Origin of the sequence: Mesorhizobium sp. M0276 (assembly GCF_040321755.1) — a bacterium.
Taxonomy (GTDB): domain Bacteria; phylum Pseudomonadota; class Alphaproteobacteria; order Rhizobiales; family Rhizobiaceae; genus Mesorhizobium.
Genome location: NZ_JAMYSC010000016.1, coordinates 44,932 through 68,972, shown reverse-complemented (window position 1 = coordinate 68,972; position 24,041 = coordinate 44,932). Strand labels below are relative to the sequence as shown.

Genomic DNA, 24,041 nt, shown 5'->3' with positions numbered 1-24,041 from the left:
TTCAGACGGCCGACGGGCTGTTGGCTGAAACCGTGACGTCGAGGGTTACGTGGCCGGCACCCGGTCCGAAGCGGCAGAAGGCCGCGTCAAGCGCCGAAAAGATCGCGCCCGCATCACCGCGCAATTTCGTGCAGAAATGCTTGGAGCGCTCATAGACGCCCGACTGCTTGAGAAAATCGATGCAGCCGTAGATCTCATCCATATGGTCGTCGGTGCCCATCACATAGAGCGAGAACTGCGCTGCCGCCGGCTGGCCAGTCGAAGCCGCGCCGCGCACCGCCGCGATGGCCGCATCCCTGCGCGGGCCGAGTGGCCCGACCGGTCCGCCAAGGGCATCGGAGCGGCAGATCGGATCGTCCGGCTCGCCCGGGCAGCCGCGTGAGATGGTGGCTGACAGCACGCAATGTTTACCGCTGCGCGCCGCCGCCACGAAGAGGTCGCGCATGGCTGGAAACAGCACCTCGGGTGGCCCGACCAGCAGGGTCGAGATGTCGTCGGTCTCGATCCGGAGCTTGTCGCGATAGGGACCGAGCGCGCCCAGCGCGCCAAGGATGACGCCGACGAAATCGTCGGCCATGGGATATAGGGAAATCTGTGCGCCTGAAAACATGGCCCGCCTCGCTCCGCTGGTATTACCCAGATCAGCTTTTAGGGTCTGTGGGCTTGCCGCCCCCGTCTCAGCCCCGACCGTACGGAGCACCCCTGTGGATGCGCGGGTTAAAGCACCAATCAAACCGAAGTGAAAGCCATTTTTTCAGCGCGCTGCACCAAAAAGCATTGCGCCAGGCGTGGTTCTTGGGTCGAAGACGCCGATGTTTCTGGAGCGAAATTTTATCGGGAACCTTCGCTGCCGCGACCGGTTGTCCCCATAGTCGCAAATGCGATCACCTTCGTAGAAACAAGCGACGAGTTCACAGAAATGGAGACAAACCATGTTCATGAAAATCCTCGCAGCTTCGGCTCTCACGATTGGTCTGGCCATGTCAGCCATGGCGCAAAGTGCCGGCAGCAATAACGCAAGTGGCGATGGCGCCGGCAGCGGGAAGTCGGTGACTGTGGAGCCGAACACCCCGGCTTCGCCGAATACGGTTAGGCCCGGTACTGTCGACCTCGGCATAACCAACAGCACGACCGGCATGCCCGGCGACATGAATTCGAACGCAGATCGAAATTGCCCGGCCGGCCCGCAGGGCGCGCAGCCTGACGCCACCCACACCTCGCCGGGCACCTCTGTGCCGACGGTCAACGATAACCACTGCGGTAAGTAGGCCATTGCCGGCAACCGAGGAAGCCGCGAGCGCATGCTCCGCGGCTTTTTTGGGCGCCCGCGGAACCGGGCACTCCTAAACAAGGCCAAGCTGGCATTATCGATCTTTTCAAGCGGGGCGCGGTCTCGCAGCCGCCAAGGGTCAACGTCATACCCAACGCAGCAGGCGTTACCCCCCGCAGCGTGTTCCTAGCCGCGCTTGATTTGCCACGTGGCGTGCTAAGATGGCGCAGTCCTTGATATCAGGCGCTCGACGGCTGCACCGAGGTGACAAGGCGCAGTGACCTGAAAGGGCTTGGCCTGCGACGAAGCCGCTCGACGGTCTCGTCGAGCCGGCACAGTCGCCGGTTGTGAAGTCTACGAAACAGCCTTTTCGCGAACCGGCAGCTTCCAGCCCGGCCTGACGAAGTGGCAGGTGTAGCCGTTGGGATATTTCTCCAGATAGTCCTGATGCTCAGGCTCGGCTTCCCAGAAGGGACCGACCGGCGCCACTTCGGTGACGACCTTGCCCGGCCACAGACCCGAGGCATCGACATCGGCGATAGTGTCCTCGGCGACGCGCTTCTGTTCGTCGCTGGTGTAATAGATCGCCGAGCGGTAACTCAGCCCGACATCGTTGCCCTGCCGGTTGCGGGTCGTCGGATCATGGATCTGGAAAAAGCGCTCCAGCAGCGTGCGATAGCTGATGATGGCCGGGTCGAAATTGATCTCGATGGCTTCGGCGTGGGTGCCGTGGTTGCGATAGGTGGCATTGGGCACGTCGCCGCCGCTATAGCCGACACGGGTGGAGATGACGCCGGGATAGCGCCGTATTAAATCCTGCATGCCCCAGAAACAGCCGCCGGCAAGAACTGCACGTTCGGTCGAAGTCGCCATATCACGTCTCCTCAAAAGCAATTCCACGAAAAGCGTGTAGCGATTTTCCGTCTGGAATTGCGCAAAATCAACTTGGATCTCCCATAAATGGGCATTGTCTCTTGCTCCGTCCAGCGGACCGCCGACCTGCTTCAGTTGCTCGTTTGGGCGAGGCTGTCGATCGCATTCGCCAACTGCGGCGCGCCGGGCGGAATGGCGGCAAAGCTGACCACCACCGGCGGCGCCCTGAGCGACCAGTCGAAAAGAACGGTTTTGACCGGGACGTTGCCCACCCACACCTGCAGTCGAGGTGGCACGTCGCGCCCAGGCCAGACCAGCAGTATGCCGTGGTCGCGCAGCCGATCCTTGGTGATCCAGGGGGCATACTGCATGTTCAGGTCTGTGAAGATCGACGGCTTGTCATAGGCGTTGAGGCCCGCCAGCGACGCGATAAGGGGATGGCCGCCGACGATGTCGAGCCGACCGGGCGCGGCCGCGTGCCAGACGACCTCGGCCTCATCCGATATCTTCTGCGCCGGCCAACAGACGGCGTCCATCCGTCCACGCAAATTGCATTTCGTCCAGCGGATCCCCGCATAAGCACCAGATATGCCGATGATGCAGACGAACGCGCAGATCGCCAGCTTTCGCATCTCGACGGTGCCGAGGCGGTGGCCCAGCAAGGCAAGCGCCACAACGCCAGCAAGATTGTACATCGGCGCGCCCCAGGCCTCGCCTGCCCCGGTGAACAGGGACGCCACCATGACGAGGAGCGCCGGGCCAAGCCCCATCCACAAGAGGTAAACGAGAATACCGCGCCCAACGGGCTCTTGCGGCGCCGCCGAGCGCCGCAGCAGCCCTGATATCGCCAGCACCAGAACAAAGCCGCAGAGCCCGGCCATCTGGACGCCGATATAATAGAAGCGGGAGCGATGGGCCAGCACCCACTGATCGCGCCAGGCGGCATAGGTCAGCGGCAGGAAATCGACGCGGTTGAGTTCGACGGCCAGCGGCGCAGCGACAGCGACGAAAACCACAAGGCCAAGCCATGGCCAAGGCGTGGCGAGCCGACTGCGTGCCCGCGGGTCGGACAACAGCCAAATCGCGCCGAACAGCAACAGCAGAGCGGTGGAAAACTTGGCGTAGAGCCCGACGCCCGATACGAGTCCGAGCGCAAGCCACCAGCCCGGCCCACCACCACGCCCTGCACGCCACAACAGCCAGCAGATAGCGGCCCAGAAGGGCATCTGCGCGTAGTCATGATTGAACTGCGGGGTCGGCCAGCCGAAGAAATAGAGAGACGGCATCAAAAGCACGGCAGCCAGCGCACGCTTCTGCCCTATCAGGTCACGGGCCAGTAGATAGACCAGGACGAAAGTCGCCGAGATCGTCAGTTGGGCCAGGAAATATTGCGGCCAGCGGAACGATCCGGTCAGAAGATGGCTGGTCTCGAGCAGCCATGCGGGAAGCTGTGGATGCTTGTAGCTCAACAGCACCCATTCGCGGCCCCACATGAAGCCTTCGACGACATCGTTGGGCGGTGAGACGTTGACAAGTGCGGGCGCCACCGTCCAGCAGAATATCTGCATCACGCACAAAATCGCCAGCAAATACAAGGGACGACGGGTTAGACTGGACAAAACCGATGGGGAATCGATGCCGGCGGCAACCAATCCCGCCGGTACCCAGTCGTCCATGGATCCATCTATCCCCGCCATGCGGCGCTTAGATCACATAGTCCGGTTTGACGAACAGCCCAAACGTCGAAGCTTACAAAAAAGTATAGCTATGTGCCATTGCAGCACCAATATCGAGCAGGAGTATCGGCGCTCCTCTCTCTGAAAAATCCGGATCCCAATGCGCCATCACCACGCCGTCATCCACTACCGTGCGCTCGACTTCTGGATGGCGCGCGCGGCCGTTCTGGTTATCATCTGCCTGCAGCTTCTGGTCATCAACAACCTCTCATTTGGGCCGCGCTGGCTGGCGCCGGTGCTGGAGGCCGCCCTGCTGCTGCCCTTGTCGGTGGCCACGGCCTGGACACAGGCCGCCACCCGAAAGGCGGTCGATGATCACGAGTGGCATGCGATCGGCCAGTTTCGCATCATGATCCGCAGAACCGCGCTAACCATGACCGCCATCATCAGCCTCATGAATTGTGGTTCGCTGTTCTTGCTGGTGCGTGCCTTGCTGGAGGGCCATGCCGGCAACAGCGGCACGACGCTGCTGATCGATGCGCTCAACATATGGGTCACCAACGTCATCGTCTTTGCCTTGTGGTTCTGGAGCACCGATCGCGGTGGACCGCCGACCTGCGGGCTCGTCAAGCTCGCGCAGGCCGACTTCCTGTTCGCACAGATGACGCTGAACGACCGTGACCTTCGCGATTGGCTGCCCGGCTTCGTCGACTATTTCTTCCTTGCCTTCACCAATGCGACAGCGTTTTCGCCCACCGATACGTTGCCACTCTCCCAGCGCGCCAAGCTGTTGATGATGGCGGAATCCATGATCTCGCTGCTGACCATCGCGCTGGTCGCGGCACGCGCGGTCAACATCCTGGCTTGAGGCTTGCCAATCCGAGTCGCCGCTGCATCGGGCCGAAACGCAAAAAGGCCGCCCCGGCGCGAGCCGAGGCGGGCAAAAATGGCAATCGTGGAATGAGGACTATACCGCGTCTGGCGGCTCTTTCGGCGCGGCTTCATGCCGAAAGTGTCTCGGGCATGCTGTCAAGCAGATGCCAACAGACAACGCCGACCGGAGCCAGCAGCTACTCATCTGACGGCGGCTTGAATCGCCTCGCGACAAACTCGAACAGGACGTCCGAGATCCACATGGCGCAGACGCCGATCAGGAAGGCCGCTGCCAGTGTGGTGGTGTCGTCGACGGGATCCGGCATCGGCAGGCCGGTGATCCTGGCGTAGGACACCGCCGGCAGCGTCAGATATGCCGCCGCCAAGGCGCCACAGATTGGCGAGGCTATCATTTCGCGCAATTTGTAGCGATGCCGCGAGAGCGCGCGCAGAACGCCGCCGGCAAGGCCAGCCGCCACGACCGGTCCCTTGATGCCAAGCAGGTCGAAAATTTCGTGCATCACGGCCTCCATCCACAGAGCTTCTGACCCTTTTCGTTATGAGCCAGGATCGCCGCTGCCGACGCGTCGGATAGGGTCGCCACCTCTGCCTGTGTCGGCCGGATGGGATGCTCGGCCGCGCAGAATGACCCGCCCGATGTGGTGCAGCCGGCCAGCGTGAGGGAAAGCGCTAGGATTTTGACCATTTGCCCAGCCTCCTCCGGTTGTCGTCCGGCGTCCGGCCGGCAACGGCATCATCGATCTTCTGGGCTTCGGAGCGAGCCGCGGCGTCGGCGGCATCTTGCCTGGCCTTCTGGTTGGCCTTGCCCTTAGCGTAGGCCGTCCAGAGACCGGCGAGCGCTGCACACGTTGCAAGGAGATATGGCCAGACCTGGCCAAGCAGTGCGAGCGTTCCCATCTCATGTCTCCTTGGCCGGCGGCACGATCATGCCGCGCGGACCGTCGCGCACCGCGTTGATGATGATCTTGGCAAGGGCGATAGTGCCGCTGATCTGAAGCGCGGCGCGGTCGCTCACCCCGAACATCGTCCAGTCGAAGCCGGCAAGGGCGCCGCCGCAGATGATGGCGATCAGCGTGTTGAGGAGATTGTGTAAGGCGTTGGTGTTGAACCATGTCATCAAAAGAGGCTCCCGAAAAAACCGGTGAGGTGATGCCGGAACGCCGCCAGCGCTGCGGCCATGAGCACGAGAATACCGGCCGCCGCAGCCGTCTTGCCGCCGGATGGCGGTGCCCGAGGCACCGGCTGGTTCGTCTGCGCCTCGGTAGCGGTGGTTTCGGCTTTGGGCGGTTGCGGGACAGACGCCGGCGCGGCCACCGCGGCATGTTGCGGCGACATCAGCAAGGCCTGAACCCGCACCGACCTCACCCGATCGGACCAGCCGCGCCCGAACGTTGCCCATGTCGGCAGCCGTTTGAGAGACGCCAGCCGCGCATCGCAGATCGCATCGATGATGACGCCGGCCGGTTTTGCCTCTACTGCCGCGATGGTCGCCGGTCCGATCCGGCCGTCCTGGGCAACGCCCACCGCCGCCTGCAGGTATTTCGCCGCCCGGCCAGGCCCGCTGTTCACCGCGAAATCTAACACCGCAAAGTCGACGCCATCGGGCAGTTCGGCGCCGAGCACGGCGTCCCAGTAGAAACGGCGGTAGATCGTGGCAACCTGCGCGTCGCCGATGCTGCGGAGGTCCGCCTTCGTCGCGTCGGCCTTCACGTAGCGGCGGAAATTGGCGAGCGTCACCCCCTTCATGGTGGCGCCACCTGGATCGGCTGGATTGTCCGACCAGAGCCCTTCAGATTTCAGAACGAGCGCAAGCGCCCGCGCGAAGTTGCGGTCCATGGTTATGTTTCCTTTCGGATCGGTTTTGCTAGGCTGGGAGGATGGACACGATGGTTCAATCTGCTCGCGACATGTCCCGGCGAGCGATGGGCTGGAGCATCACGGATTTGATTGGCGCAGCCATGCCGGTGGGCAGGGCCATGGTGTTCTTGCTCAGCACACAGATCTTGTGGAGAGAGGGCAAGATGACGGACAACGTCGAGGTGCGATCACCGACACCTGCGATCGGCCGAACGCAATCCACTGGGTTCCTGGCTCAGTGCGGCAACAATATCATTCGCGCTTGTTGTTCTCGCGCTACGCGCCTCGGCCACAGCTATCTACTCAAGGCCGACGGACCGGCTTTTCGCAGCCTGGTTCATCGCGTTGGGAACGATTTCTGCTGCCGTTTCGATCGGACAGGCGGCAGTTTACGCGGTCTCAAATTCGAACTTCGCTGGATGGGTTCGTTTGAGTCGGGTTCCTTGTGCTTCCGATTTCAGTGGCACTTTGTGCCTCAGCAACGTGGCCGCTCCTTGGTACTTTCTGGGCGGCAATGACGATCCGCACGCATCGAGCACGAAAGTGTTGGAGCCGCCTCGCAAGCCATGCTGAAGCGCTTGAGTTGAACCAAAACATAACCACGTGCGGATTTATAGAGTTTGGCCGCGCTGCAGGAACAATCGCGTTTATAAAGGTTTAGTGATCGCAACCCCGGGCGGTGGTTAAGGCCCACGTGGCGTAGGAGAATGGCGATCTCTAACAGGGATCATGCGCCGAGATCGCACTTGCAGAGTGGTTACGATAGCCATCACCTGAATCGTGAAAAACACGATGACGATCGGTCGGATCAGCGCAAGAATATTCTCGGGACTGTTCCTGTGGGCGTACACCCCGATAGTGGCCGCCCCTAGAAGGAAGAGAAAAAACATCATACCCCTGCTACGAACTATCGAATTGTTCAAAAACAGGATGCTGGCACCATAAATCCCTCCCCCGATCAGGACACCAAGAAGCCCGCCCATCGCCCAGCAGTGCGCCCATAAATTGGAGGCTAGTCCGTAGGTCGCCTGGGAAAAAACCTGCTGCTGCAAGAGCTCATTAAAGCCGCCGCTTCCAAACCCGAAATAGGACGGCACCAGCAGAAACTGCGCGAGGCAATCCCGCGTCGTACTCCAAAGCGGATATGAAACGTTCAAGGCGACGACTTTTTCAAGCAATTCATGAGTGCCGAAGGCCTCCCATCCGGCCTGCAAAGACATGGCGTCTGTCGATGCGAGAATGTCGCTGAAGGACTGGTCAGACTTCAAGGACACGTAGAAAGGTTTGGCATAGAAAATAACGGCTAAAACTGCTCCGGCGGCGGTTATCGATTTCCCGGAAAAGAACGTCCTGATCGCTGGCCGGCCCCACATGAGCGCGATGCCTAGAGAGACTAGGGTGATGACAGGGGTAGTGCGATCAGCGCCGACAACGATCAGCGCGAGCAGACACGAGAAGACATTTCTGGCCCAAGGCACCTGAAAATACCACCCTATCAGGAAGCCAAGCGCAATCGACCATTTCCAGAGAAGCCAGTCAGCGCCGATGTAGGAGCTGATTTCCGCCCGAGGATCGAGCAGCCATAGGAAATTACCGGACTTGTATGCTAATGAACTGTAGCAAAGCACAACAAGCCCGAGCGCCGCCAACAGAAAGCGGTTCAAATAGACTGGATGTGGGATTGCCCGGATCGTCGGCTGCCTCAGCGCATACCCGCTTGTATCAGCGACAAGAAGGGAAAGCGCAAAGCCGAGCCACGCTACAGCCATCACCAGTGTGGCCGCATCAGAGGTCGGGGCGTAGTATGCCGACATCTTGCCAGATAAAACCGGCCGAGTTATGCCGAGCAATGCCGGAATGCTATAGGCGCAAAGACCGACGAAGCCGATCCAGATCGCCGAAACTGTGGGGAATCTGGTCAGCAAAAGTATTGTCGTCGCGATAACCGTTACCCACAGCAAAAAGAACATGGCTCCTGATAACATCAGGACTATCGAGTCGCAATTTTCTAGGGCTCGAAATCCCCTGACCAGCCGATTGCCGAACTGACAACCCACAATCCCAACGCGTAGGCCTCCAAGGTCACTCGCTCACCGGGATCGAGGATGAGATATTTTCCTGCACCGCCACCCTTGATCGTGTCCGTGCCGTTGGGATCGAGATTCATGACATGGGTCGAGTGCACATCAGCAAAGCCGATCCGTAAACCCGGTGCGGCCGGCGGCAGCGTGTGGGTCCGCGCTGCGCCGGCGCCGTTGTTATGGCAGAAGGCGCGGTTATGCAGGCCGAACAGGATTGTGTTGAGGGTCAGGTTGATTGGCACACTCGACGTCCCGTGCAGGCCGGGGTTATCGCCACCGACGAACCGGGTCACGATGCCGGCCGTGATGGAACTGCCAGTACCGTCGCCTACCCATTCCGACATGTCAAAACCATCAACGAGCATTTCGTCAATTACGCCGCCGGTGGTCACCCGAAAGGCAATGCCAACTGAAGTCGAGTTCTTCAGCGCGATGTCCTTTAGACTGACCTTGCGCAGCCGTTGGCCGGCGGAAAGGTTGAACCGGATGCCATGCGACTGGGTGTTGCCCCTGATGCCCGTCAGGCTAAGGCTCGCTGGCGTGACGCAATTCGCCACCACTATGGCGTCGGTCGAGCAGTTCATCACGGTGCCTGGGCCGATCGCAAGCGGCGTCTGGTATGGAGCGGCGACTGTGGCCGTGGCGCCGGACACGCCGCCCGTTATCGTCTCGCCAGTTGAGAAGATGCCGGCCGAACCGCGCACATAGATGCGTCGGGTCACGCTACTTGCCGTTTTCGCAATCGTCGAGGAGCCGCCAGTGATTGTTTCAGCAGCCTGGAATGTCCCGGTCACCGGCAAGACTCTCAGCAGATTGGCGAAGAAATCGGTCACGGTGCCTGTCGCACCGGACGTACCACCGGTTACCGTCTCGCCGAGTTCATAGTCGACAGTTGAACCGGTTACGACAATTTCAACATGTTGGAACCGCAGGGTCCCGGTCGAGCCAGAGGCGCCGCCGAAGACGGTCTCGCCAGTCGCAAACGATCCGACCTGCGAGCTAAGAGCGAGTTGGTATTCGCCGTTTGGCTCCAATTGCAGGGCTGTGTTGTAGCGGTCGATATACAAGTTATCGAGCCGGCCCGATTGGATTTGAACGCCGTATACATTGCCGGCAGAACTGCCAGAAAGCCTATTGCCGATCGCCTTGACGTTCGAGATGAGCACTTCGCTGTTGGCGTCGGTCGCTGCGACGCCAACCAGACAGTCATTCGCCACCACATTGGTGATGATTCCTCGTGGATCTCGCGCGCCCGTCATTTCCACCCAGACACCGGCAGAGGGACTATCGAGATGCGCATCGGCGAAAACACCGTCTACCAACATGTCGGTGGTGTTGAGGTTTCCCGCATACGTCAACACGACGCCGTCGCGCTTGCATTTTGCCGACCGGATGTTGCGCACGATCGGCCTGCGGACACCAGCGACGTAAACGGTATCGCCAAACTCGCCGCCGGTTGGCGACACGATGTTGTAACCGTCAATGTCCTCGATCGTTGGGCTGTCAACACAGAGCGCCATGACGCCCGCAAGCCCAAGATTGCGCACCTTGATGCCGCGAATCGTCGGTCGCTTCCTGCGCGCTCCTGTCGAAAGGCCAGCACGGATGCCTATGGAAGCCTCGTACCCGGCGTGCGATCCGCCATCTATCGTCAGATCCCCGTCAACCTGGACATCATCGGCAGCGATGTCGATCACGGGATAATGGCGGGTGACCGTGGTGGCCGGAGCGCGCAGGATAAGGGCAGAGCCACCCAGGCATTCGACGCGCTTCTTCGCCGTCGAAATGACATGGTTGCCATCGGTCTGGTACGAGCCGTCAATCAGCACGTGCGGATAGCTGACCGAGAGCAGCGACTCGATAGCGGCCGTGGCGTTCGCGCCGCCACCGCGCGCGCCAAGCATGGATGCGGCCACGGGAATTGAGGCCAGCCCATACCCCGCCTTCGTCACGCCATCGCTCAACATGATCACCAGATCCCCGGCCGTGGTTCCGTTCTTGCGGTAGACAGCGCCACTGCCTGCCACCTGATGGCTGTCGTAGAACGCGGTGCGGATGTAGGTCGGGGCGATCGGCGGGGAAAACGCCTGGGCGGCGGCGAGCGTGGCGAATTGGGGATCAATTACCGTGGTCATCGCTTCGGCCGCGACATTGGCCGCTGCCTGGGCCTGGTCGATGATGTCTTGCGCGGCTTCCCGAATATCCCTGACCGTGTCGTCGGACTGGTAGAACGACAGGACAATGTCTTCGGTGCCGATCACGGGGTTCAGCGTCTGGAAGGCAAAGCTGCCCTCACCCCGTCAACAGAATTCTGAGAAAAAATTCCTATATCGGTCGAAGCCGCTACCCGACCGGCGCCAGCAATTCCCGTTTTCACCGGCCGGCTGGCCATGAGCCAGCGGGTGTGGAATCATTAGACGACGCTCATGGAATGATTCCCGTCGCACGGCCTAATGGGAGAGGACGATGGACAGACCAGCCATGGCATCCGTGTTCAGGATGCGGCATGCACCGGCCACGGTTTCCGGCGTGCGCAGCACTGGCCAGGGCCAGGCCGATCCGGTCATCCGCGTGCGTTCGCTTGGCGAGGCGATCCGCTTCGTCGCCCACGCCTACCCCCAATACGACATCAGCGCCGTCGCCATCAGCTGCGGCGATCCTTCCATCGCGCGCCTCGGCGGCCTGGAGGTGAAGGCGCTGTGGCGTGAGTATGGCGAGCGCCTGACGCAGGAATAGGCCGTTTGGCTCCGGCTTGCTGGTCATTCCGGCGGGCAATCCGCCGCGTCCGGAGCGAAAACGGCGCTCGCGCGTTTCGATCGTAGTCACAGGAGCAATCGCCATGAATGTCGCCAATCTGCAACTTGAGGGCCTGCTGATGGCCGTCGCATCGATCAACCGACTCCTGGTTCAAAAGGGGGTGCTGACGGCAGAGGAAATAGACCTCGCCTTGCGCAAGGCCGAGGCCTGCGAAACCAGCCAGGAGCGATCCGAAGCCATTTCCGCGTCCAGCCGCGACGCCATCAACTTTCCACTCCGGCTGCTGGAACTCGCCAATCAGTGCCAGCCGGAGGTCGACATGCCCTCCTTTTCGAAGCTGGCCCGCATGGTCGGCAAGATAAAGGAACCCTACAACGACCAGCTGTGATCCCTCGCCTCAAGCCCTGCCCGACCATCCCAGGTCGAGCGAAAGCACCTTGCCCGGCCCATGCACGGCGGCAAACAGCAGTCCGGCCAGGAACGAAAAATGGTCGACGAAGAAGCCGAACTCGGCCTGGTTTCCGGCCCAGTGGCTGGGTCCGTGGAAGGCAAGGCCGAGGAACAGCACATAGGCGGCGGCGATCAGGGCCGCCTGCGAGAAGAAGGCACCGGTCAGGAAACACAGCACCAGGGCGACTTCCAGGATCGCCGCGCACCAGGCCAGTAACAGTGGAAACGGAAAGCCGGCCGCGGCGATGTAGCCGGCGGTCGCTTCCATGCCCATGAACTTGAAGCTTACGGCCATCAGGAAGACGCCAGCGAAGATCAGGCGGGCGATGAGAAGCGCCGTGGTCTGCCACGGCGACTGTGTGATGATTTGCGACTGTGTGATTTGCGACGGCATGGTCGTTCTCCAGGTTTGCAATGGGTTCCGACCCAAGGACGCGCGACCGACGCCCGGTCCGACACCCCCGGAGCAGATTTTTGTCTGGAAACCCGCTTTATCCGGAGTGCCTCCTTGAATCCATGACCGTGCCGGAACCACCCAGGCTTATTGTCGTGGTTGCGGAACCCGCGGCGCCGATCTGTGTTATGTCCTGTTAATCGCGGGATCGTGCGCCGACGGCTGCATGTTCCCGACAACAGAAAGCGAGACCGACATGGCTGACGACAAGTCGAAGACCAAACAGGACCGCAAGCTGGTCTCGAGCGACGAGACCTACGAGGTCGCTGCCTTTGCCCGAAAATACGGTATTCCGCCAAGCGAGGCGCAGACCATCATCAAGCGCTACGGGCCATCGCGCAAGAAGCTCGACGCCCATATGGCGGCGCGCGGCTAGAGCCTGGCGCGACGACCGGGGTGGGGATCGTCTCTGATGGATGAGCCCATCCCGCCCGGCCCGGCAGCTCGCAGGCTGACAAGGATGGAGGCCACGACCATGTCCGACAGCATACGCAGGACCGGCAGTTGCCTGTGCGGTGGCGTGCAGTTCTCGGTCAGCGGACCGCCGCTGCGCGTTGGCCTTTGCCATTGCAAGGATTGCCGCAAGGCCGGCGGCTCGGCCTATTCCGCCTTTGCCGTCTGGCCGCGCGAAGCCTTCGAGACCACCGGCCTCATCAGCTCCTACGGCACGCGCAGCTTTTGCCCGACCTGCGGCGGCCGCGTTGCCTGGGTCGACGACACCGAGGCCGAGGTGGCGCTCGGCAGCCTCGACGTCGCGCCGACCGATCTCGCGCCCGAATATGAATTGTGGACCTCGAGGCGTGAAGCCTGGCTGCATGCCTTGCCCGGCACTGAACAGTTCGAGCATGACCGGCCGACGGCGCACGCCGCCGAGGCGCCGGCGCCAAGATCGCTGTCGGACGTCGATGCGGGCGAGTGAAATTTAATCCTTCGCGAGGGAACCCTCCCCTGTCGCCGACGTTATCCGGCGCCTCTTTTGTGCATGTCGTTGTCCCAAATCGCTGCGCAGCCTCGGCCCAAGCCCGCGGGCATGCGTTTGGCATCAGTCATGGAGACGACCCGTTGAACGACAAGATGTTTCCCCGGCCGATCCGGCTGAAATTCGCCCCCGAGGATGAGCGCGTCGTCCGCAGCGCCTGGGAGGGCCTGGAATGTCTCGGCGACTGGCCGGCTGGCCAGGGCCAGCGCTACAGGGCGGCCCTGCGCAGCTGTCGCGACGCGCTGGACGGCTGGACGCCGCCGGAAAAGGCGATGCGGGCGATGATCGACGCCGCGCGCGAAGCAAAACTCCTCCAGTGACGGGGAACAAGACATGGCCGACTTGATGCTGCCCACGCCGATGCGGATCAAGGCACATGGCTCGGACACGATCCGCGACGTCACGACGGTCAGGGATGCCAGCGAAATCCTGATCGACTGGCCGCAGGCCATGCGTGGTCCGTTTTATCAGGCGGCGCGCGAACAGGTCGAGGCAGCGATGGAAGACAAGGCAAGTGCTGCCCAGGCGCAGGAAGCGTTCGCTGCGCTCTGCAGCCACGCCGGCGTGATTGTGCGGTAAGAATGTGTTGGGGCCGACGGACCGACGGAAAGGGTCGCCTTGTACGACCGGACGAGAGGTCTCGAACCCCAGACGAGTTGCCGCCCGACGATAACGGGCCCTGCGTCTATTGCTTCGGCGGCTGGGGCGGCACTTCGCCGGGCTTGATCACCGGCGTCTTGCCTTCGTCGGGCGCCGGCGCGGCCATTCCCTGATCACCTGTGGGGGGCGGTTTCAGCACACCGCCGCAATCGCTGAGCTTCTCAGTCAGATTGCCGCTGTCGGGCTGCTGCCCGGGCTGCTGTTTTGCACCTTGCTCCGGCTGCGCGCGGCACTTGTCGGCCTGCGGCACTGTGCTGTCGTTCTGCTGGTCGGTCTGGGCAGCCGCCGGCGCCGCCAGCGCCAGCATCAGGCCGCATGGTATGATGGCGAGAATTCTCATCCCGGGCCTCCTTTCCTGTGACGGCTGCCCGCGGCGGCCTTCCCTTCACAGGAACAACGCCCGTCGAGGAAAAAGGTTGGCCGCTTCCGCCCGGGTTGCGTTGCAACCAAACCCGTTCGCCGGCCGTTGCGCGTGCCGGAGGCGACCATGTTCGATGATTTTCAAAGTACGAAAATCGACACCGGCGACGCCGTCATATTCTCGCTGCGTGCCGGCAGCGGGCCGCCGCTGCTGTTGCTGCACGGCTTTCCGCAAACGCATCTGATGTGGCGCGACATTGCGCCCACGCTGGCCAGCCGGTTCAGCGTCGTCTGCGCCGATCTGCGCGGCTATGGCGGCAGTTCCTGTCCGGCGTCGGCTGCGGATCACGCGCCCTATGCCAAGCGCGCCATGGCCGCCGACATGGTGGCGCTGATGGCAAGGCTCGGTTTCTCAAGCTTCATGGTCGCCGGCCATGATCGCGGCGGCCGTGTCGCCTACCGGATGGCGCTCGATTATCGACCGGCTTGCCGTGCTCGACATCGTGGCCACGGCCGATGCCTGGGATCGGGCCGACGACAGGCTGGCGCTGGGCTACTGGCCATGGTCGTTGCTGGCGCAGCCCGAGCCGTTGCCGGAAAAGATCCTGGCAGCTGCCGCCGAGGCGATCGTCGACAATGCACTCAGTGGCTGGGACTCGTCGCCTTCGGTGTTTCCACCCGAGGTGCGGCAGGCCTATATCGATGCCTTGCACGCGCCATCCCACATCCATGCCATCTGCGAGGAATATCGGGCAGCGGCCACGCTCGACCGCGAGCATGACCGGTCGGACAAGGCCACCGGCCGGCGCATCCGCTGCCCGCTGCTGGCGCTGTGGAGCGGCCAGGGCGCCCTCGCGGAGTGGTATGCCGGTGAAGGCGGGCCGCTGGCACTGTGGCGCGGCTGGGCCGATGACGTGCGCGGCCAGGCGATGCCGGGTGGACATTTCTTTCCCGAGGCGAACCCGGCACAGACCGCCGAGGCGCTCGCTGGCTTCTTCGGTGAGCCAGTCCGGACAGATCGTAGCGGGTGAAATGGCCGAATAGACCTCAAGGGCGGAAAGACGGCTCGCTGTCGGCAGCAGCGATTTCGGCGCCGAGTTGCGGAACGATGATCGATTCCAGCGGCGCCGTCAGCGACCAGCTGAGATGGCCCGGGCTCCGCTTCAGGACCGCCGAGCCGTTCAGCGACTGCGGAGCGACCCGTTGCAGCACGACGGTGCCGAAGCCCTTGCGTGTGCTTTCGTCCCGCCGCTCCCCTTGCTCCGGCATCGTCTCGTCCCAGGCTAGATGGATTTCCCGCCTTCCCGAAACACCATTGGCGATCTGCCAGGAAATCTCCAGCCGCCCGGCACCGCACGCCAGCGCGCCATATTTGGAAGAGTTGGTGCCGAGCTCATGAAATGCCATGCCGAGATTTTGCACGGCGTTCGGCTGCAGGGTCAAAAGCGGTCCGGAGAGCGATACCTGTTCCTCGCGGCCGAATGGCTTGAGCTGCTCCTGGACGAGGTCGAAGAGGCTGGCACCCGCCCAATCCGAGTTCACCAGCAGGTCGTGCGACCGCGACAGCGCCATGATGCGGGAGCGGATCAGCTCTTCGAACTCGCGCGGATCAGTCGAGCGTTTGCTCGTCTCCCTGATCATCGAGAGGATCACCGCGAACTGGTTCTTGACGCGATGGTTCACCTCTCGCAGCAAAAGCCGGATTCTGCGCTCGCTCTCCCTGGTCGCGGTGATGTCGCGGGCGATCTTCGAAGCACCGATGATATCGCCTGATGCGTTCCTGATCGGCGAGACGGTGAGCGAGACGGCAATGAATCCGCCATCCTTGCGTCGCCGGATCGTCTCATAGCTGGCCACGATTTCGCCGTTGCCAACCCGGCCGATGATGTCGGCCTCCTCATCCTTGAGATGATCGGGAACGAGCATCAGCATCGACCGGCCGACAGCCTCCTCGGCAGCGTAGCCGAACATGCGCTGCGCCGCCCCGTTCCAACTGGTGATGATACTGTTCAGATCCTTGCTGATGATGGCATCGAAGGAGGAATCGACGATGGCAGCCAGCCGTGCGTCGGCGCTGACATTGGTCGACGCCTCAAGGCTCGCCAATTCCATCAATATCCCATCCCCTCCTTGCGCAGCTTTCTCGCCCATTGGACAGGTTCCACCAGCGCCAGCAATGCGCGGCGGTCCGATTTGGTTGCAATCGCCGCGCAAGATTCTGTTTCCGTCAGCGGATTGGCGGCGGTCTCCAACGACCCCGCCAAGACGACGACGCCGGCCGCGGCCGTCCATCCCCGCCCACGACGCCCCGTTTGGTTGCGCCGCAACGAAGCGGCCAGTTGGCTGTTGCGGAACTTCGGGCCGAAATGCGAGTTTCGCCTGATACATCAGTTCACGTGACACGTCAGCTTGAGGGAACCGCCATGCCGATGCGCCAAATTGCCTTGATGACGGCAGCGATCCTGCTCGCCGCGACCGGCCTCGCCGAGGCCCGGCCGGATACCCGCACGATGAGTTGCGATCAGCTCCAGCAACTGATCCAGACCCATCGAGCCGTGGTGCTGACCACCGGCCCCGACACCTATGACCGCTATGTCAGGCAGTTCGGCAACGAATGCGACTGGCCAGAGGTGCCGATGTCGGCCTATGTCCCGACCCGTGACGGCGGCTGCCCGGTCTACCGCTGTGAGGAGCCTGTCAACAACTTCCCGAACTGATGCCAGCCACGCGCCTTTGCCGCAGCACTGCGTTGATCCCGGCGCGCGAACCGGCTACGGGTGTTAGGGCAATTGCATCTTCCCGCTTCGTCTAATGGTAGGACAGCGCCCTTTGAAGGCGTGAATCGTGGTTCGAGCCCATGAGCGGGAACCAGCAATTGATTTCAACAGATGCCTAGCCGGCAAGCCGCGCAGCGGTCTCCTCGGCGCCAAGTGCCTGCTCCACGGCCTCGGGGTTCTTCTTGATCACGGTGAGATAGGCGCGCACCGCGCTGTCGGGCGCTGACCTGCCCTGCTCCCAATCGCGCAAACGAGCAAGGCCGAAGCCGAACCGGGCTGCGAAGGCCTCTTGATTGAGGTGGAGGACTTTGCGGATTGCGCGGACATCGACCCGCTCCGGCACATGGATCACGGCCCCGTCGGTATCACCCTCAGCGAACGCGATGGCGTCGTCGAGACCGGCCCTGATCTTGTTGAACGCACTCTTGCTCATTTCGCTTTTCCCTTCTTTCCGTAGGTGTCGATCAAGATCTTCGTCAGTTTTGCGAGGTCATTGCACTCGGCCTTCGACAAATTGTCCTTCTCGCCCTTGCCGAACACGGTCAGGAGGAACACTGGAATATCCTCACCACCGCACACGGTCACGATTCGATAACCGCCGCTCTTGCCATGCCCGCGACCGGCAACACGGAATTTCCGACAGCCGCCTGTGCCCTTCATCACCTTGCCGAACCGAGGCTCGTCTCCGAGAAGTTCGACAACCTCTGTCCGCTCCTCCTCGGACATGCCGGCTGGCGTTTCGACGACTGTGTGCATGGCCAATACTACGGAATTTCCGTAAAAGGGCAAGTCAAACTACGGACGTCCCGTAGTTATCCCTTCGGATTTCGGGCTTGCGCGCGAGAGGCACAGTGGTCAATGTGCTCATTGCCAACATGCCGTCGCGGCAGGTACCGCCAAGAAAGCTCTCCCTGAAACCATTTCGCAGACCCTGCGTTGACGACCGCACCCGTCAGACACAGGAGATATCCCATGACCGTCAGTTGCCGCATATCGATCGACAACCGACCTGAGGCCACCGATGCAATTTTCCAGGCGGTTCCACGGATCGGGGAAAGCGTTTCGCTGTCGATCGATGGAAATACACAGGATCTGCGGGTGTCCCGCGTCGTGCATGTGACCAACGGCTCGCTGGAAGGTGCAACGATCGTCGTCGAAGTGACGACCAACATTTTATAGAGGCGACAGCCAGTCGCGTGCCGGTATATCAGCCAGAGCGCGTTGCTGGTCGCGATCAGCGCGGCTGCAGTTAATCCTTGCCGCCTTCGGCAATCCCGTCGCCGGCGGTGGGCAGGATTCCAAAATCCCGCGACTTCAACCCGTGCTCCGCGGTCAGGAATCCATCCGAAGTCAAGCCGCGCCGCAGCAGTTCCCTAACCGCGGCCGAGCGGCTCGGCATGCGCTTGTCGTAGCGCCAGTTCTCCAGCGCCGCCAACTCATCGGACGTCAGCATGATTTGCAACCGTTCGGGACGTTCCAGTTCAGCCATGGCGTTCCTCGCTCAGGACCTAGAATGTGTCGAATTAGTATTTACCTCACTCGACTGATAATTAGGATAGCACTCATAGTGCGTCAAGAGCCGGTGGTGGATGAATGGCGCATTGCGCACATAATGAGGTATAGACGCCGACTGGGCATTCGTGTAATTATGCCAACTAATTGATTTTCAACATAATTTCGTAGATTTTCCTTGCCGCAAGTCGGCGCCCGGCACATACTCCCAGGAACAGAAAACCGATCCCCTTCGGGAGGTTTCGAATGCGGTATGATTATTCGACGCGCCTGCGCGATGATGTTACGTCAGCGGTTCTGGTGGCGTTTGAGAAGAACGGCATCATCAACATCACGGCGGTGGCGGAACGGGTGAGGGTCCGGAATCTGGCCGAGAACGTCGCCCTTGAGGACATTGAACATCTGGTCCTGCAGGCGGCGCAACTCGTTGGCGTGGCAGTCGAATTCGACTGCGTGGCCGGCCTGTTCGCGGATGGCGTCGCTGACGAGGATGGCGAGCGCGCGAGCTCTCCGCTCGATCTGCCCCGCCCAGCTTCGATCCAATAGGGCAATTTCCGGAACGGTCTTCCACCCGGAGGCCGCATGTTTCGGAAAACTCACGCCAGAGTGATTGGCACCGACGAAACTTTGGGCTGCCAAATGCGTTTATGGCTTCAGCCCAGTCGAGGTTTCCCAATGCAAACTGCATGGTTTTCCAAACCGGTGGCGGTGTCGGTCGGTGTCGCCGGTTCTATCTACTATCTGTCCAATACGCAGCAAGCCATTGAATTGCTCACGACACATTGGCGTGACCCCGGCAGCCCAAAACATCAAACGGCTTTGCGCGCCTGCCGCCGGGCGACGAGCGGCGATGTTGCCCCCGATATCGCCAGGTCGGCGCTTGTCGAGGCCGCACGTGAAGCCCACATCCTTGTCGAGTAGGCCGCGTCGATTAGATCGGCCAAAGTCGGTGCGGCTGCTATAGTCGCGGCATCCCCCTCCTGGAGACCCAATCATGACCCTGAAGACACGCAAGCTCGGCAGCCAAGGGCTGCAAGTCTCGGCCATCGGTCTCGGCTGCATGGGCATGAGCCAGTCCTACGGTCCGGCCGATGAGTCCGAATCCATCGCCACGCTGCACCGCGCCATCGAGCTCGGCTGCACTTTCCTCGACACCGCCGAGGTCTATGGCCCTTACACCAACGAGGCGCTTCTCGGCCGGGCTTTGAAGGGAAAGCGCGACCAGGTGACGATCGCCACCAAATTCGGCTTCCGCATCGAAAACGGCAAGCAGGTCGGAACTGATAGCCGGCCCGGGCACATCCGTGAGGCCGTGGAAGCCTCGCTCGGCCGGCTCGCCACTGACCATATCGACCTCATCTACCAGCACCGCGTCGACCCGGCAGTGCCGATGGAGGATGTCGCGGGCGCCGTCGGCGAACTTGTCGCCGAGGGAAAGGTGCGCTTCTTCGGCCTGTCGGAGGCGGGTGCGGCCAACATCCGCCGGGCGCATGCCGTCCATCCGGTGTCGGCGGTGCAGAGCGAATACTCGCTGTGGGAGCGCAATCTCGAGCCGGAGATCATCCCGCGGCTCGGGCAACTCGGCATCGGCCTTGTGCCGTTTTCGCCGCTCGGCCGCGGTTTTCTCACCGGTGAGGTCAAGCGCGCGGAAGACTATGCCGAGGGCGACTACCGCCGCAACGACCCGCGCTACCAGGGGCAAAACTACGACGCCAATGTCGAGGCGGCGGCCAAGGTGCGCGACGTCGCGACTGCCCGGGGCGTCAAGCCCGGCCAGATCGCGTTGGCCTGGCTGCTGCAGAAGGGCAGCGGTTTCGGCATCGACATCGTGCCGATCCCCGGCACCAAGCGGATCAGATATCTGGAGGAGAACGTCGCCGCCGCATCGCTGAAACTCGACGCCTCCGAAATGGCCGCGCTCGACGACGCCCTGGCGCCCGGAAAAATCGCTGGCCCGCGCTACACCGAGCGCGGCATGGCGATGGTCGATCGGTAGGGCGGCGCCGCCGTAGCGTTCCGATGTTCGACGCAAGGCATTGGCGGCATCATGTTCGGCGGGCGACTGCGTCAAGCTGCGCCATCCAGCACAATCGACAGGAGGCGGAGAGGCCCGCTTCCGCCTCATCGTTCTTCAAGTCGTTCAGCCCGGCTCGATACCGCACGCGATTTTCCGCCAGCCGGGCATCGGCCTTCAGTGCATAAACGCTCCTCGCAGCCACGCGAAGAAACCGGATCTTCCAGACATTGCCGCGCGGACACGGGATGCGGCCCATCGTGCCGTCATCGTGGCGCCTACATGGCAATGGCAGACGATCCCGTGGAGCTGCCAATCGGTCAGCTCGAAGAAGCGCTTGGCCTCACCGTAGGTATCTTCCTTCATTCCCAGCGCGCGAAACACCGGATCTTCGAAAGCAATTGTGATCGGTGATCCCGCGGAACGCATTCTTTCGCGCGTCTCCACGGATTGGTGCTCGGTCCCCGTCAGCGCCCCTAGGACCCTGTTGGGATTTTGCTCCAGAAGCTGCGCCCAGCGTTCGAGGCGTTCGCCTCGGGTCGCGAGAAGATGGGTTGCCTCGGCGTGGACGTCGGCAACGGCATTCAGTTGGTCAACGGTTTGATGCTTCACGGACGCCTCCTATTCAGCGGCTGAATTCGGTTCAGCCTTGAATGGAATTATGGCGCCCGGTGAGGTCGGCAAGACCCGGAGATGCGCGGTACGGCGATTCATTTTGGGTGGCGTGGCTCCTTTCCGCTACGCGGCTCGCGAGCCCGCGTCCCGGTCGCAATCGAAACCGCGGCGGAACCAATCCGCAAGCCCGACCGTTCTGCCCGCATCAGCCCTGATCGAGACGCTGTCAAGGACGCGCGAGACTAAGATCGCTCGATGACTTTCTGACTGAGGACACCTGGATGTCGTTCGTCGACTTCCCGCCGGATGTCGACCAACCACCAAGCGCCCACGCAGGAGTTACTTCATGGCCATTCTGCCTAACCCCGACCCAACGCCTATTCCAACACCCACGCCGCCGCCGGTTCCCGAACCGAAGCCCATGCGCGAGCCGGATCCGGACGGTCTTCCGGATGAAGAGCCGGTCCCCAATCCGGATGAAAACGACCGGCCGCCCAAGCACACGCGTCATGGGTCGGACCTCTGGCAATCGTCGTGATCATCACGCGGGTATCCGGCATCTTGCCGCACGCGGTTCACCATCCGGCGGCAGTGCGCCGTCGGGAGCGAGGCCGGTTCACTTGGCGCTGTCCGACTTTTTGTTGAAGATCGTGAGCAGGTCCACCGGCAGCGGGAACACCACCGTCGACGAGCGCTCGCCGGCGATATCGTGCAACGCCTCGAAATAGCGCAGCTGCATGGCCTGCGGCTCGGCCGCCAGCATCTTGCCGGCCTCGACCAGCTTTGCCGCCGCCTGCTGCTCGCCATCGGCATTGATCACCTTGGCGCGCCGCAGCCTTTCGGCCTCGGCCTGCTTGGCGATGGCGCGGATCATGCTCTCGTTGAGGTCGACATGCTTGATCTCGACGTTGGAGACCTTGATGCCCCAGGCGTCGGTCCGCTGGTCCAGGATCTCCTGGATGTCGCTGTTCAGCTTGTCGCGCTCGGCCAGCATCTCATCGAGTTCGTGCTTGCCGAGCACCGAGCGCAACGTGGTTTGCGCAAGCTGGTTGGTAGCGCTCATGAAATCCTCGACCTGGATGATTGCCCGCTCGGCATCGACGATGCGGAAATAGAGCACGGCGTTGACCTTCACCGAGACGTTGTCGCGCGAGATCACGTCCTGTGGCGGCACGTCCTGCACCACCACGCGCAGGTCGACCCGCACCATCTGCTGGACGAAAGGAACGAGGAGGATGAGGCCGGGCCCCTTCACCCCGGTGAAGCGGCCGAGCGTGAAGACCACGCCGCGCTCATATTCCCGCAGGATGCGAATGGCCGCGGACAGGAACATCAGCACGAGAAGGGCGAGTATCAGATAAGCCACGTAGCCGATGATCATTGCCTTGCTCCATTGTTCCTGCGCCGGACCGTCAGCATGAGACCGCTGACATCGGCCACCTCGACGCTGTCGCCAGGGGCGAGCGGTTCGTCGCCTTTCGCCCGCCAGCGCTCGCCCTGGGCCAACACATGGCCCTCGCTTCCCGACCAGTCGAGGATCTTGGCCGGCAGTCCGTGCATGGCCTGCGCGCCGACACGCGGCAGGCGCTTGCGTGCCGCCCACAGATAGCTGCCGGCCAGCAGCGCCAGGCCAAGCGTCATCGCGGCGGCGGTGCCGATGACCGCCCATGACATCTCGAAGCCGGGACCCTCGACCTTGAGCAGCATGGCGGCGCCGAGCAGGAAGGCGGCCACGCCGCCAAGCCCAAGCACCACCGTTGGATTGAAGGCCTCGATGACGAGGAAGGCGATGCCAAGCAGCATCAGGGCAAGGCCGGCATAGCTGATTGGCAACAGGTTGAGCGCATAAAGCCCGAGCAGAAGGCAGATGGTGCCGATCACGCCGGGTGCCACCGCGCCGGGGCTGGTGAACTCGAAGACGAGGCCGTAGAAGCCGGCCAGCATCAGGATGACGGCGATGTTGGGATCGGTGATGACGGCGAGAAGCCGGATCAGCCAGCCGGGCTCCAGCGTCTCGACCGGGAGGTCCTTGGTCGCCAACACCCGTTTCTTGCCGGCTGCCTCGACCATGCGGCCGTCGGCAAGCTGCAGCAGTTCGGCCGTGTCGTGGGCGACGAGGTCGACGACATGTGCCTGAAGTGCCGCGTCGGCGGAGAGGCTGGCCGCCTCGCGCACGGCCTTTTCCCCCCAGTCGGCATTACGCCCGCGCAGTTCGGCCAGCGAACGGATCAAGGCGACCGCGTCGTTCGTCACCTTGCTCATCATCGCGTCGCCCGCCGGCGCCCCGGTGGCGTTCTTCTGGTCGCCCTTATCCTGGTCGCCGCCACCGGGCAGAGACGGCAGCCCGCCAAGTTCGACCGGTGTGGCGGCGCCCAGATTGGTGCCGGGCGCCATCGCCGCGACATGGGTCGCATAGAGGATATAGGTTCCGGCACTTGCCGCATGCGCGCCGGCCGGCGCGACATAGCCGATGACGGGAACGGGCGAGGCAAGGATATCGGCGATCATCTCGCGCATCGAGGTGACCAGCCCGCCTGGTGTGTCGATCTCGAGGATGAGAACCTCGGCGTGCCGCTCCGCGGCCTCGGCCAATGCCTCCTTGAGCTGCCTCGCGCTCGCCGGACCGATGGCGCCGTCCATCTCGACGCGAAACGCCAGCTTCTGCGTCGCCTCTCCGGTTACGGAAGAGGGACTGGCGACCGCGGCGGCCATGAGGGCCGCGGCAAGAACCGCCATCCGCGCGAGGTTCACGCTCTAAACTCCCTGGGCAGGATACCGGACCCGATCCCACCGAAATCCCTGGCGCGGTCGC

Annotated in this window: 36 protein-coding genes, 1 tRNA gene and 1 riboswitch; of the genes, 17 read left to right on the top strand and 20 right to left on the bottom strand. The window is 62.4% G+C overall.

Annotated elements, in window-relative coordinates:
• Nucleotide 1: 1 nt before the first annotated feature.
• Nucleotides 2-610: a YkoF family thiamine/hydroxymethylpyrimidine-binding protein gene (locus tag NKJ01_RS14990; RefSeq protein ID WP_352601973.1), complete on the bottom strand. Its 609-nt coding sequence runs from the start codon at nucleotides 608-610 to the stop codon at nucleotides 2-4.
• Nucleotides 601-714, bottom strand: a riboswitch (TPP riboswitch). Its footprint overlaps the gene before it by 10 nt.
• Nucleotides 715-932: 218 nt before the next feature.
• Here NKJ01_RS14990 and NKJ01_RS14985 point away from each other — a divergent pair.
• On the top strand, nucleotides 933-1,268 hold the full coding sequence (locus tag NKJ01_RS14985; protein ID WP_023761017.1) for a hypothetical protein: 336 nt from the start codon (nucleotides 933-935) through the stop codon (nucleotides 1,266-1,268).
• A gap of 356 nt (nucleotides 1,269-1,624) precedes the next feature.
• Here the strand turns inward: NKJ01_RS14985 and msrA are convergent, their stop codons facing one another.
• Together msrA and NKJ01_RS14975 are read right to left on the bottom strand one after the other, a co-directional pair.
• On the bottom strand, nucleotides 1,625-2,143 hold the full coding sequence (gene msrA, locus NKJ01_RS14980) for a peptide-methionine (S)-S-oxide reductase MsrA (RefSeq protein WP_352601975.1): 519 nt from the start codon (nucleotides 2,141-2,143) through the stop codon (nucleotides 1,625-1,627).
• A gap of 131 nt (nucleotides 2,144-2,274) precedes the next feature.
• Nucleotides 2,275-3,819: a glycosyltransferase family 39 protein gene (locus NKJ01_RS14975; protein ID WP_352728963.1), complete on the bottom strand. Its 1,545-nt coding sequence runs from the start codon at nucleotides 3,817-3,819 to the stop codon at nucleotides 2,275-2,277.
• 160 nt (nucleotides 3,820-3,979) lie between these two features.
• On the opposite strand from NKJ01_RS14975, the gene NKJ01_RS14970 reads away from it, so the two are divergent.
• Nucleotides 3,980-4,687: a hypothetical protein gene (locus NKJ01_RS14970; RefSeq protein WP_352601978.1), complete on the top strand. Its 708-nt coding sequence runs from the start codon at nucleotides 3,980-3,982 to the stop codon at nucleotides 4,685-4,687.
• 202 nt (nucleotides 4,688-4,889) lie between these two features.
• Here the strand turns inward: NKJ01_RS14970 and NKJ01_RS14965 are convergent, their stop codons facing one another.
• From NKJ01_RS14965 to NKJ01_RS14940, 6 genes are all read right to left on the bottom strand, one after another.
• Nucleotides 4,890-5,213 carry a hypothetical protein gene (locus tag NKJ01_RS14965; protein WP_023761022.1) on the bottom strand — a complete coding sequence of 108 codons (324 nt, stop codon included), beginning with the start codon at nucleotides 5,211-5,213 and terminating at the stop codon, nucleotides 4,890-4,892.
• A 169-nt stretch (nucleotides 5,214-5,382) separates the two neighbouring features.
• The gene (locus NKJ01_RS14960) at nucleotides 5,383-5,610 is read right to left on the bottom strand and encodes a hypothetical protein (RefSeq protein ID WP_352601980.1); all 228 of its coding nucleotides are present in this window, start codon (nucleotides 5,608-5,610) and stop codon (nucleotides 5,383-5,385) included.
• A 1-nt stretch (nucleotide 5,611) separates the two neighbouring features.
• Nucleotides 5,612-5,830, bottom strand: coding sequence for a hypothetical protein (locus tag NKJ01_RS14955; RefSeq protein ID WP_023761024.1), 219 nt, complete (start codon nucleotides 5,828-5,830; stop codon nucleotides 5,612-5,614).
• The gene (locus NKJ01_RS14950) at nucleotides 5,830-6,549 is read right to left on the bottom strand and encodes a glycoside hydrolase family 108 protein (RefSeq protein ID WP_352728960.1); all 720 of its coding nucleotides are present in this window, start codon (nucleotides 6,547-6,549) and stop codon (nucleotides 5,830-5,832) included. The genes NKJ01_RS14955 and NKJ01_RS14950 overlap by 1 nt, the downstream gene beginning before the upstream one ends.
• Nucleotides 6,550-7,253: 704 nt before the next feature.
• Complete coding sequence (locus NKJ01_RS14945) at nucleotides 7,254-8,540, bottom strand: hypothetical protein (RefSeq protein ID WP_352728958.1); 1,287 nt, start codon at nucleotides 8,538-8,540, stop codon at nucleotides 7,254-7,256.
• A 38-nt stretch (nucleotides 8,541-8,578) separates the two neighbouring features.
• A complete protein-coding gene (locus tag NKJ01_RS14940; protein ID WP_352728956.1) occupies nucleotides 8,579-10,912 on the bottom strand; it encodes a right-handed parallel beta-helix repeat-containing protein in 2,334 nt (777 codons plus the stop codon).
• Between the two features lie 205 nt (nucleotides 10,913-11,117).
• Here NKJ01_RS14940 and NKJ01_RS14935 point away from each other — a divergent pair, with 205 nt between their 5' ends.
• Both NKJ01_RS14935 and NKJ01_RS14930 read left to right on the top strand, forming a co-directional pair.
• Nucleotides 11,118-11,387, top strand: a complete 270-nt coding sequence (locus tag NKJ01_RS14935) for a hypothetical protein (protein WP_352728954.1) — start codon at nucleotides 11,118-11,120, stop codon at nucleotides 11,385-11,387.
• A gap of 103 nt (nucleotides 11,388-11,490) precedes the next feature.
• Nucleotides 11,491-11,796, top strand: a complete 306-nt coding sequence (locus NKJ01_RS14930) for a hypothetical protein (RefSeq protein WP_352728952.1) — start codon at nucleotides 11,491-11,493, stop codon at nucleotides 11,794-11,796.
• A gap of 9 nt (nucleotides 11,797-11,805) precedes the next feature.
• On the opposite strand, the gene NKJ01_RS14925 is transcribed toward NKJ01_RS14930, so the two are convergent.
• Complete coding sequence (locus NKJ01_RS14925) at nucleotides 11,806-12,252, bottom strand: DoxX family protein (RefSeq protein ID WP_352728950.1); 447 nt, start codon at nucleotides 12,250-12,252, stop codon at nucleotides 11,806-11,808.
• Between the two features lie 256 nt (nucleotides 12,253-12,508).
• Here NKJ01_RS14925 and NKJ01_RS14920 point away from each other — a divergent pair, with 256 nt between their 5' ends.
• The 4 genes from NKJ01_RS14920 (at nucleotide 12,509) to NKJ01_RS14905 (ending at nucleotide 13,870) form a co-directional block, all read left to right on the top strand.
• Nucleotides 12,509-12,688, top strand: a complete 180-nt coding sequence (locus NKJ01_RS14920; RefSeq protein ID WP_023761031.1) for a DUF3606 domain-containing protein — start codon at nucleotides 12,509-12,511, stop codon at nucleotides 12,686-12,688.
• 99 nt (nucleotides 12,689-12,787) lie between these two features.
• The gene (locus tag NKJ01_RS14915; protein ID WP_352728948.1) at nucleotides 12,788-13,231 is read left to right on the top strand and encodes a GFA family protein; all 444 of its coding nucleotides are present in this window, start codon (nucleotides 12,788-12,790) and stop codon (nucleotides 13,229-13,231) included.
• A gap of 143 nt (nucleotides 13,232-13,374) precedes the next feature.
• Nucleotides 13,375-13,611, top strand: a complete 237-nt coding sequence (locus tag NKJ01_RS14910; protein WP_352601994.1) for a DUF982 domain-containing protein — start codon at nucleotides 13,375-13,377, stop codon at nucleotides 13,609-13,611.
• 13 nt (nucleotides 13,612-13,624) lie between these two features.
• The gene (locus NKJ01_RS14905) at nucleotides 13,625-13,870 is read left to right on the top strand and encodes a DUF982 domain-containing protein (protein ID WP_352728946.1); all 246 of its coding nucleotides are present in this window, start codon (nucleotides 13,625-13,627) and stop codon (nucleotides 13,868-13,870) included.
• Nucleotides 13,871-13,976: 106 nt separating this feature from the next.
• Here the strand turns inward: NKJ01_RS14905 and NKJ01_RS14900 are convergent, their stop codons facing one another.
• Together NKJ01_RS14900 and NKJ01_RS14895 are read right to left on the bottom strand one after the other, a co-directional pair.
• The gene (locus NKJ01_RS14900; protein WP_352728945.1) at nucleotides 13,977-14,291 is read right to left on the bottom strand and encodes a hypothetical protein; all 315 of its coding nucleotides are present in this window, start codon (nucleotides 14,289-14,291) and stop codon (nucleotides 13,977-13,979) included.
• Between the two features lie 45 nt (nucleotides 14,292-14,336).
• Nucleotides 14,337-14,660, bottom strand: a complete 324-nt coding sequence (locus tag NKJ01_RS14895; RefSeq protein ID WP_352729079.1) for a hypothetical protein — start codon at nucleotides 14,658-14,660, stop codon at nucleotides 14,337-14,339.
• Here NKJ01_RS14895 and NKJ01_RS14890 point away from each other — a divergent pair.
• Nucleotides 14,556-15,092 carry an alpha/beta fold hydrolase gene (locus tag NKJ01_RS14890; RefSeq protein WP_352729073.1) on the top strand — a complete coding sequence of 179 codons (537 nt, stop codon included), beginning with the start codon at nucleotides 14,556-14,558 and terminating at the stop codon, nucleotides 15,090-15,092. The two genes, NKJ01_RS14895 and NKJ01_RS14890, sit on opposite strands and share 105 nt — an antisense overlap.
• Nucleotides 15,019-15,342 carry a hypothetical protein gene (locus tag NKJ01_RS14885; RefSeq protein ID WP_352728943.1) on the top strand — a complete coding sequence of 108 codons (324 nt, stop codon included), beginning with the start codon at nucleotides 15,019-15,021 and terminating at the stop codon, nucleotides 15,340-15,342. Before NKJ01_RS14890 ends, NKJ01_RS14885 begins: the two co-directional genes overlap by 74 nt.
• Before the next feature lie 16 nt (nucleotides 15,343-15,358).
• Here NKJ01_RS14885 and NKJ01_RS14880 read toward each other — a convergent pair whose 3' ends face one another.
• Both NKJ01_RS14880 and NKJ01_RS14875 read right to left on the bottom strand, forming a co-directional pair.
• Nucleotides 15,359-16,423: a sensor histidine kinase gene (locus NKJ01_RS14880; protein WP_352728941.1), complete on the bottom strand. Its 1,065-nt coding sequence runs from the start codon at nucleotides 16,421-16,423 to the stop codon at nucleotides 15,359-15,361.
• The gene (locus NKJ01_RS14875; RefSeq protein WP_352728939.1) at nucleotides 16,423-16,563 is read right to left on the bottom strand and encodes a hypothetical protein; all 141 of its coding nucleotides are present in this window, start codon (nucleotides 16,561-16,563) and stop codon (nucleotides 16,423-16,425) included. The genes NKJ01_RS14880 and NKJ01_RS14875 overlap by 1 nt, the downstream gene beginning before the upstream one ends.
• 171 nt (nucleotides 16,564-16,734) lie before the next feature.
• Between NKJ01_RS14875 and NKJ01_RS14870 the strand changes: the two genes are divergently transcribed.
• Nucleotides 16,735-17,028: a hypothetical protein gene (locus NKJ01_RS14870; RefSeq protein ID WP_023761039.1), complete on the top strand. Its 294-nt coding sequence runs from the start codon at nucleotides 16,735-16,737 to the stop codon at nucleotides 17,026-17,028.
• 80 nt (nucleotides 17,029-17,108) lie between these two features.
• A tRNA-Gln gene (locus NKJ01_RS14865) sits at nucleotides 17,109-17,182 on the top strand.
• Nucleotides 17,183-17,203: 21 nt separating this feature from the next.
• On the opposite strand, the gene NKJ01_RS14860 is transcribed toward NKJ01_RS14865, so the two are convergent.
• Both NKJ01_RS14860 and NKJ01_RS14855 read right to left on the bottom strand, forming a co-directional pair.
• Nucleotides 17,204-17,521: a helix-turn-helix domain-containing protein gene (locus NKJ01_RS14860; RefSeq protein ID WP_352728937.1), complete on the bottom strand. Its 318-nt coding sequence runs from the start codon at nucleotides 17,519-17,521 to the stop codon at nucleotides 17,204-17,206.
• Nucleotides 17,518-17,814, bottom strand: a complete 297-nt coding sequence (locus NKJ01_RS14855; protein ID WP_352728935.1) for a type II toxin-antitoxin system RelE/ParE family toxin — start codon at nucleotides 17,812-17,814, stop codon at nucleotides 17,518-17,520. Before NKJ01_RS14855 ends, NKJ01_RS14860 begins: the two co-directional genes overlap by 4 nt.
• Before the next feature lie 246 nt (nucleotides 17,815-18,060).
• Between NKJ01_RS14855 and NKJ01_RS14850 the strand changes: the two genes are divergently transcribed.
• The gene (locus NKJ01_RS14850) at nucleotides 18,061-18,267 is read left to right on the top strand and encodes a hypothetical protein (protein WP_352728933.1); all 207 of its coding nucleotides are present in this window, start codon (nucleotides 18,061-18,063) and stop codon (nucleotides 18,265-18,267) included.
• 70 nt (nucleotides 18,268-18,337) lie between these two features.
• Here NKJ01_RS14850 and NKJ01_RS14845 read toward each other — a convergent pair whose 3' ends face one another.
• Complete coding sequence (locus NKJ01_RS14845; protein WP_023761043.1) at nucleotides 18,338-18,577, bottom strand: hypothetical protein; 240 nt, start codon at nucleotides 18,575-18,577, stop codon at nucleotides 18,338-18,340.
• Between the two features lie 269 nt (nucleotides 18,578-18,846).
• On the opposite strand from NKJ01_RS14845, the gene NKJ01_RS14840 reads away from it, so the two are divergent.
• The 3 genes from NKJ01_RS14840 to NKJ01_RS14830 all read left to right on the top strand — a co-directional run bounded on the left by NKJ01_RS14840 (nucleotide 18,847) and on the right by NKJ01_RS14830 (nucleotide 20,596).
• On the top strand, nucleotides 18,847-19,146 hold the full coding sequence (locus NKJ01_RS14840) for a hypothetical protein (protein WP_352728931.1): 300 nt from the start codon (nucleotides 18,847-18,849) through the stop codon (nucleotides 19,144-19,146).
• A gap of 36 nt (nucleotides 19,147-19,182) precedes the next feature.
• Nucleotides 19,183-19,521 (top strand): DUF982 domain-containing protein, encoded by a 339-nt coding sequence (locus NKJ01_RS14835; RefSeq protein WP_352728929.1) that lies wholly within the window; start codon nucleotides 19,183-19,185, stop codon nucleotides 19,519-19,521.
• 73 nt (nucleotides 19,522-19,594) lie between these two features.
• Nucleotides 19,595-20,596 (top strand): aldo/keto reductase, encoded by a 1,002-nt coding sequence (locus NKJ01_RS14830; RefSeq protein WP_352728927.1) that lies wholly within the window; start codon nucleotides 19,595-19,597, stop codon nucleotides 20,594-20,596.
• Nucleotides 20,597-20,791: 195 nt separating this feature from the next.
• Here NKJ01_RS14830 and NKJ01_RS14825 read toward each other — a convergent pair whose 3' ends face one another.
• Nucleotides 20,792-21,226: a hypothetical protein gene (locus tag NKJ01_RS14825; protein WP_352728925.1), complete on the bottom strand. Its 435-nt coding sequence runs from the start codon at nucleotides 21,224-21,226 to the stop codon at nucleotides 20,792-20,794.
• Nucleotides 21,227-21,575: 349 nt separating this feature from the next.
• Here NKJ01_RS14825 and NKJ01_RS14820 point away from each other — a divergent pair, with 349 nt between their 5' ends.
• On the top strand, nucleotides 21,576-21,767 hold the full coding sequence (locus NKJ01_RS14820; protein WP_352728923.1) for a hypothetical protein: 192 nt from the start codon (nucleotides 21,576-21,578) through the stop codon (nucleotides 21,765-21,767).
• A 78-nt stretch (nucleotides 21,768-21,845) separates the two neighbouring features.
• Here the strand turns inward: NKJ01_RS14820 and NKJ01_RS14815 are convergent, their stop codons facing one another.
• Together NKJ01_RS14815 and NKJ01_RS14810 are read right to left on the bottom strand one after the other, a co-directional pair.
• The gene (locus NKJ01_RS14815) at nucleotides 21,846-22,610 is read right to left on the bottom strand and encodes a slipin family protein (protein ID WP_352728921.1); all 765 of its coding nucleotides are present in this window, start codon (nucleotides 22,608-22,610) and stop codon (nucleotides 21,846-21,848) included.
• Nucleotides 22,607-23,980 (bottom strand): NfeD family protein, encoded by a 1,374-nt coding sequence (locus tag NKJ01_RS14810; protein ID WP_352728919.1) that lies wholly within the window; start codon nucleotides 23,978-23,980, stop codon nucleotides 22,607-22,609. Before NKJ01_RS14810 ends, NKJ01_RS14815 begins: the two co-directional genes overlap by 4 nt.
• Nucleotides 23,981-24,041: the final 61 nt, after the last annotated feature.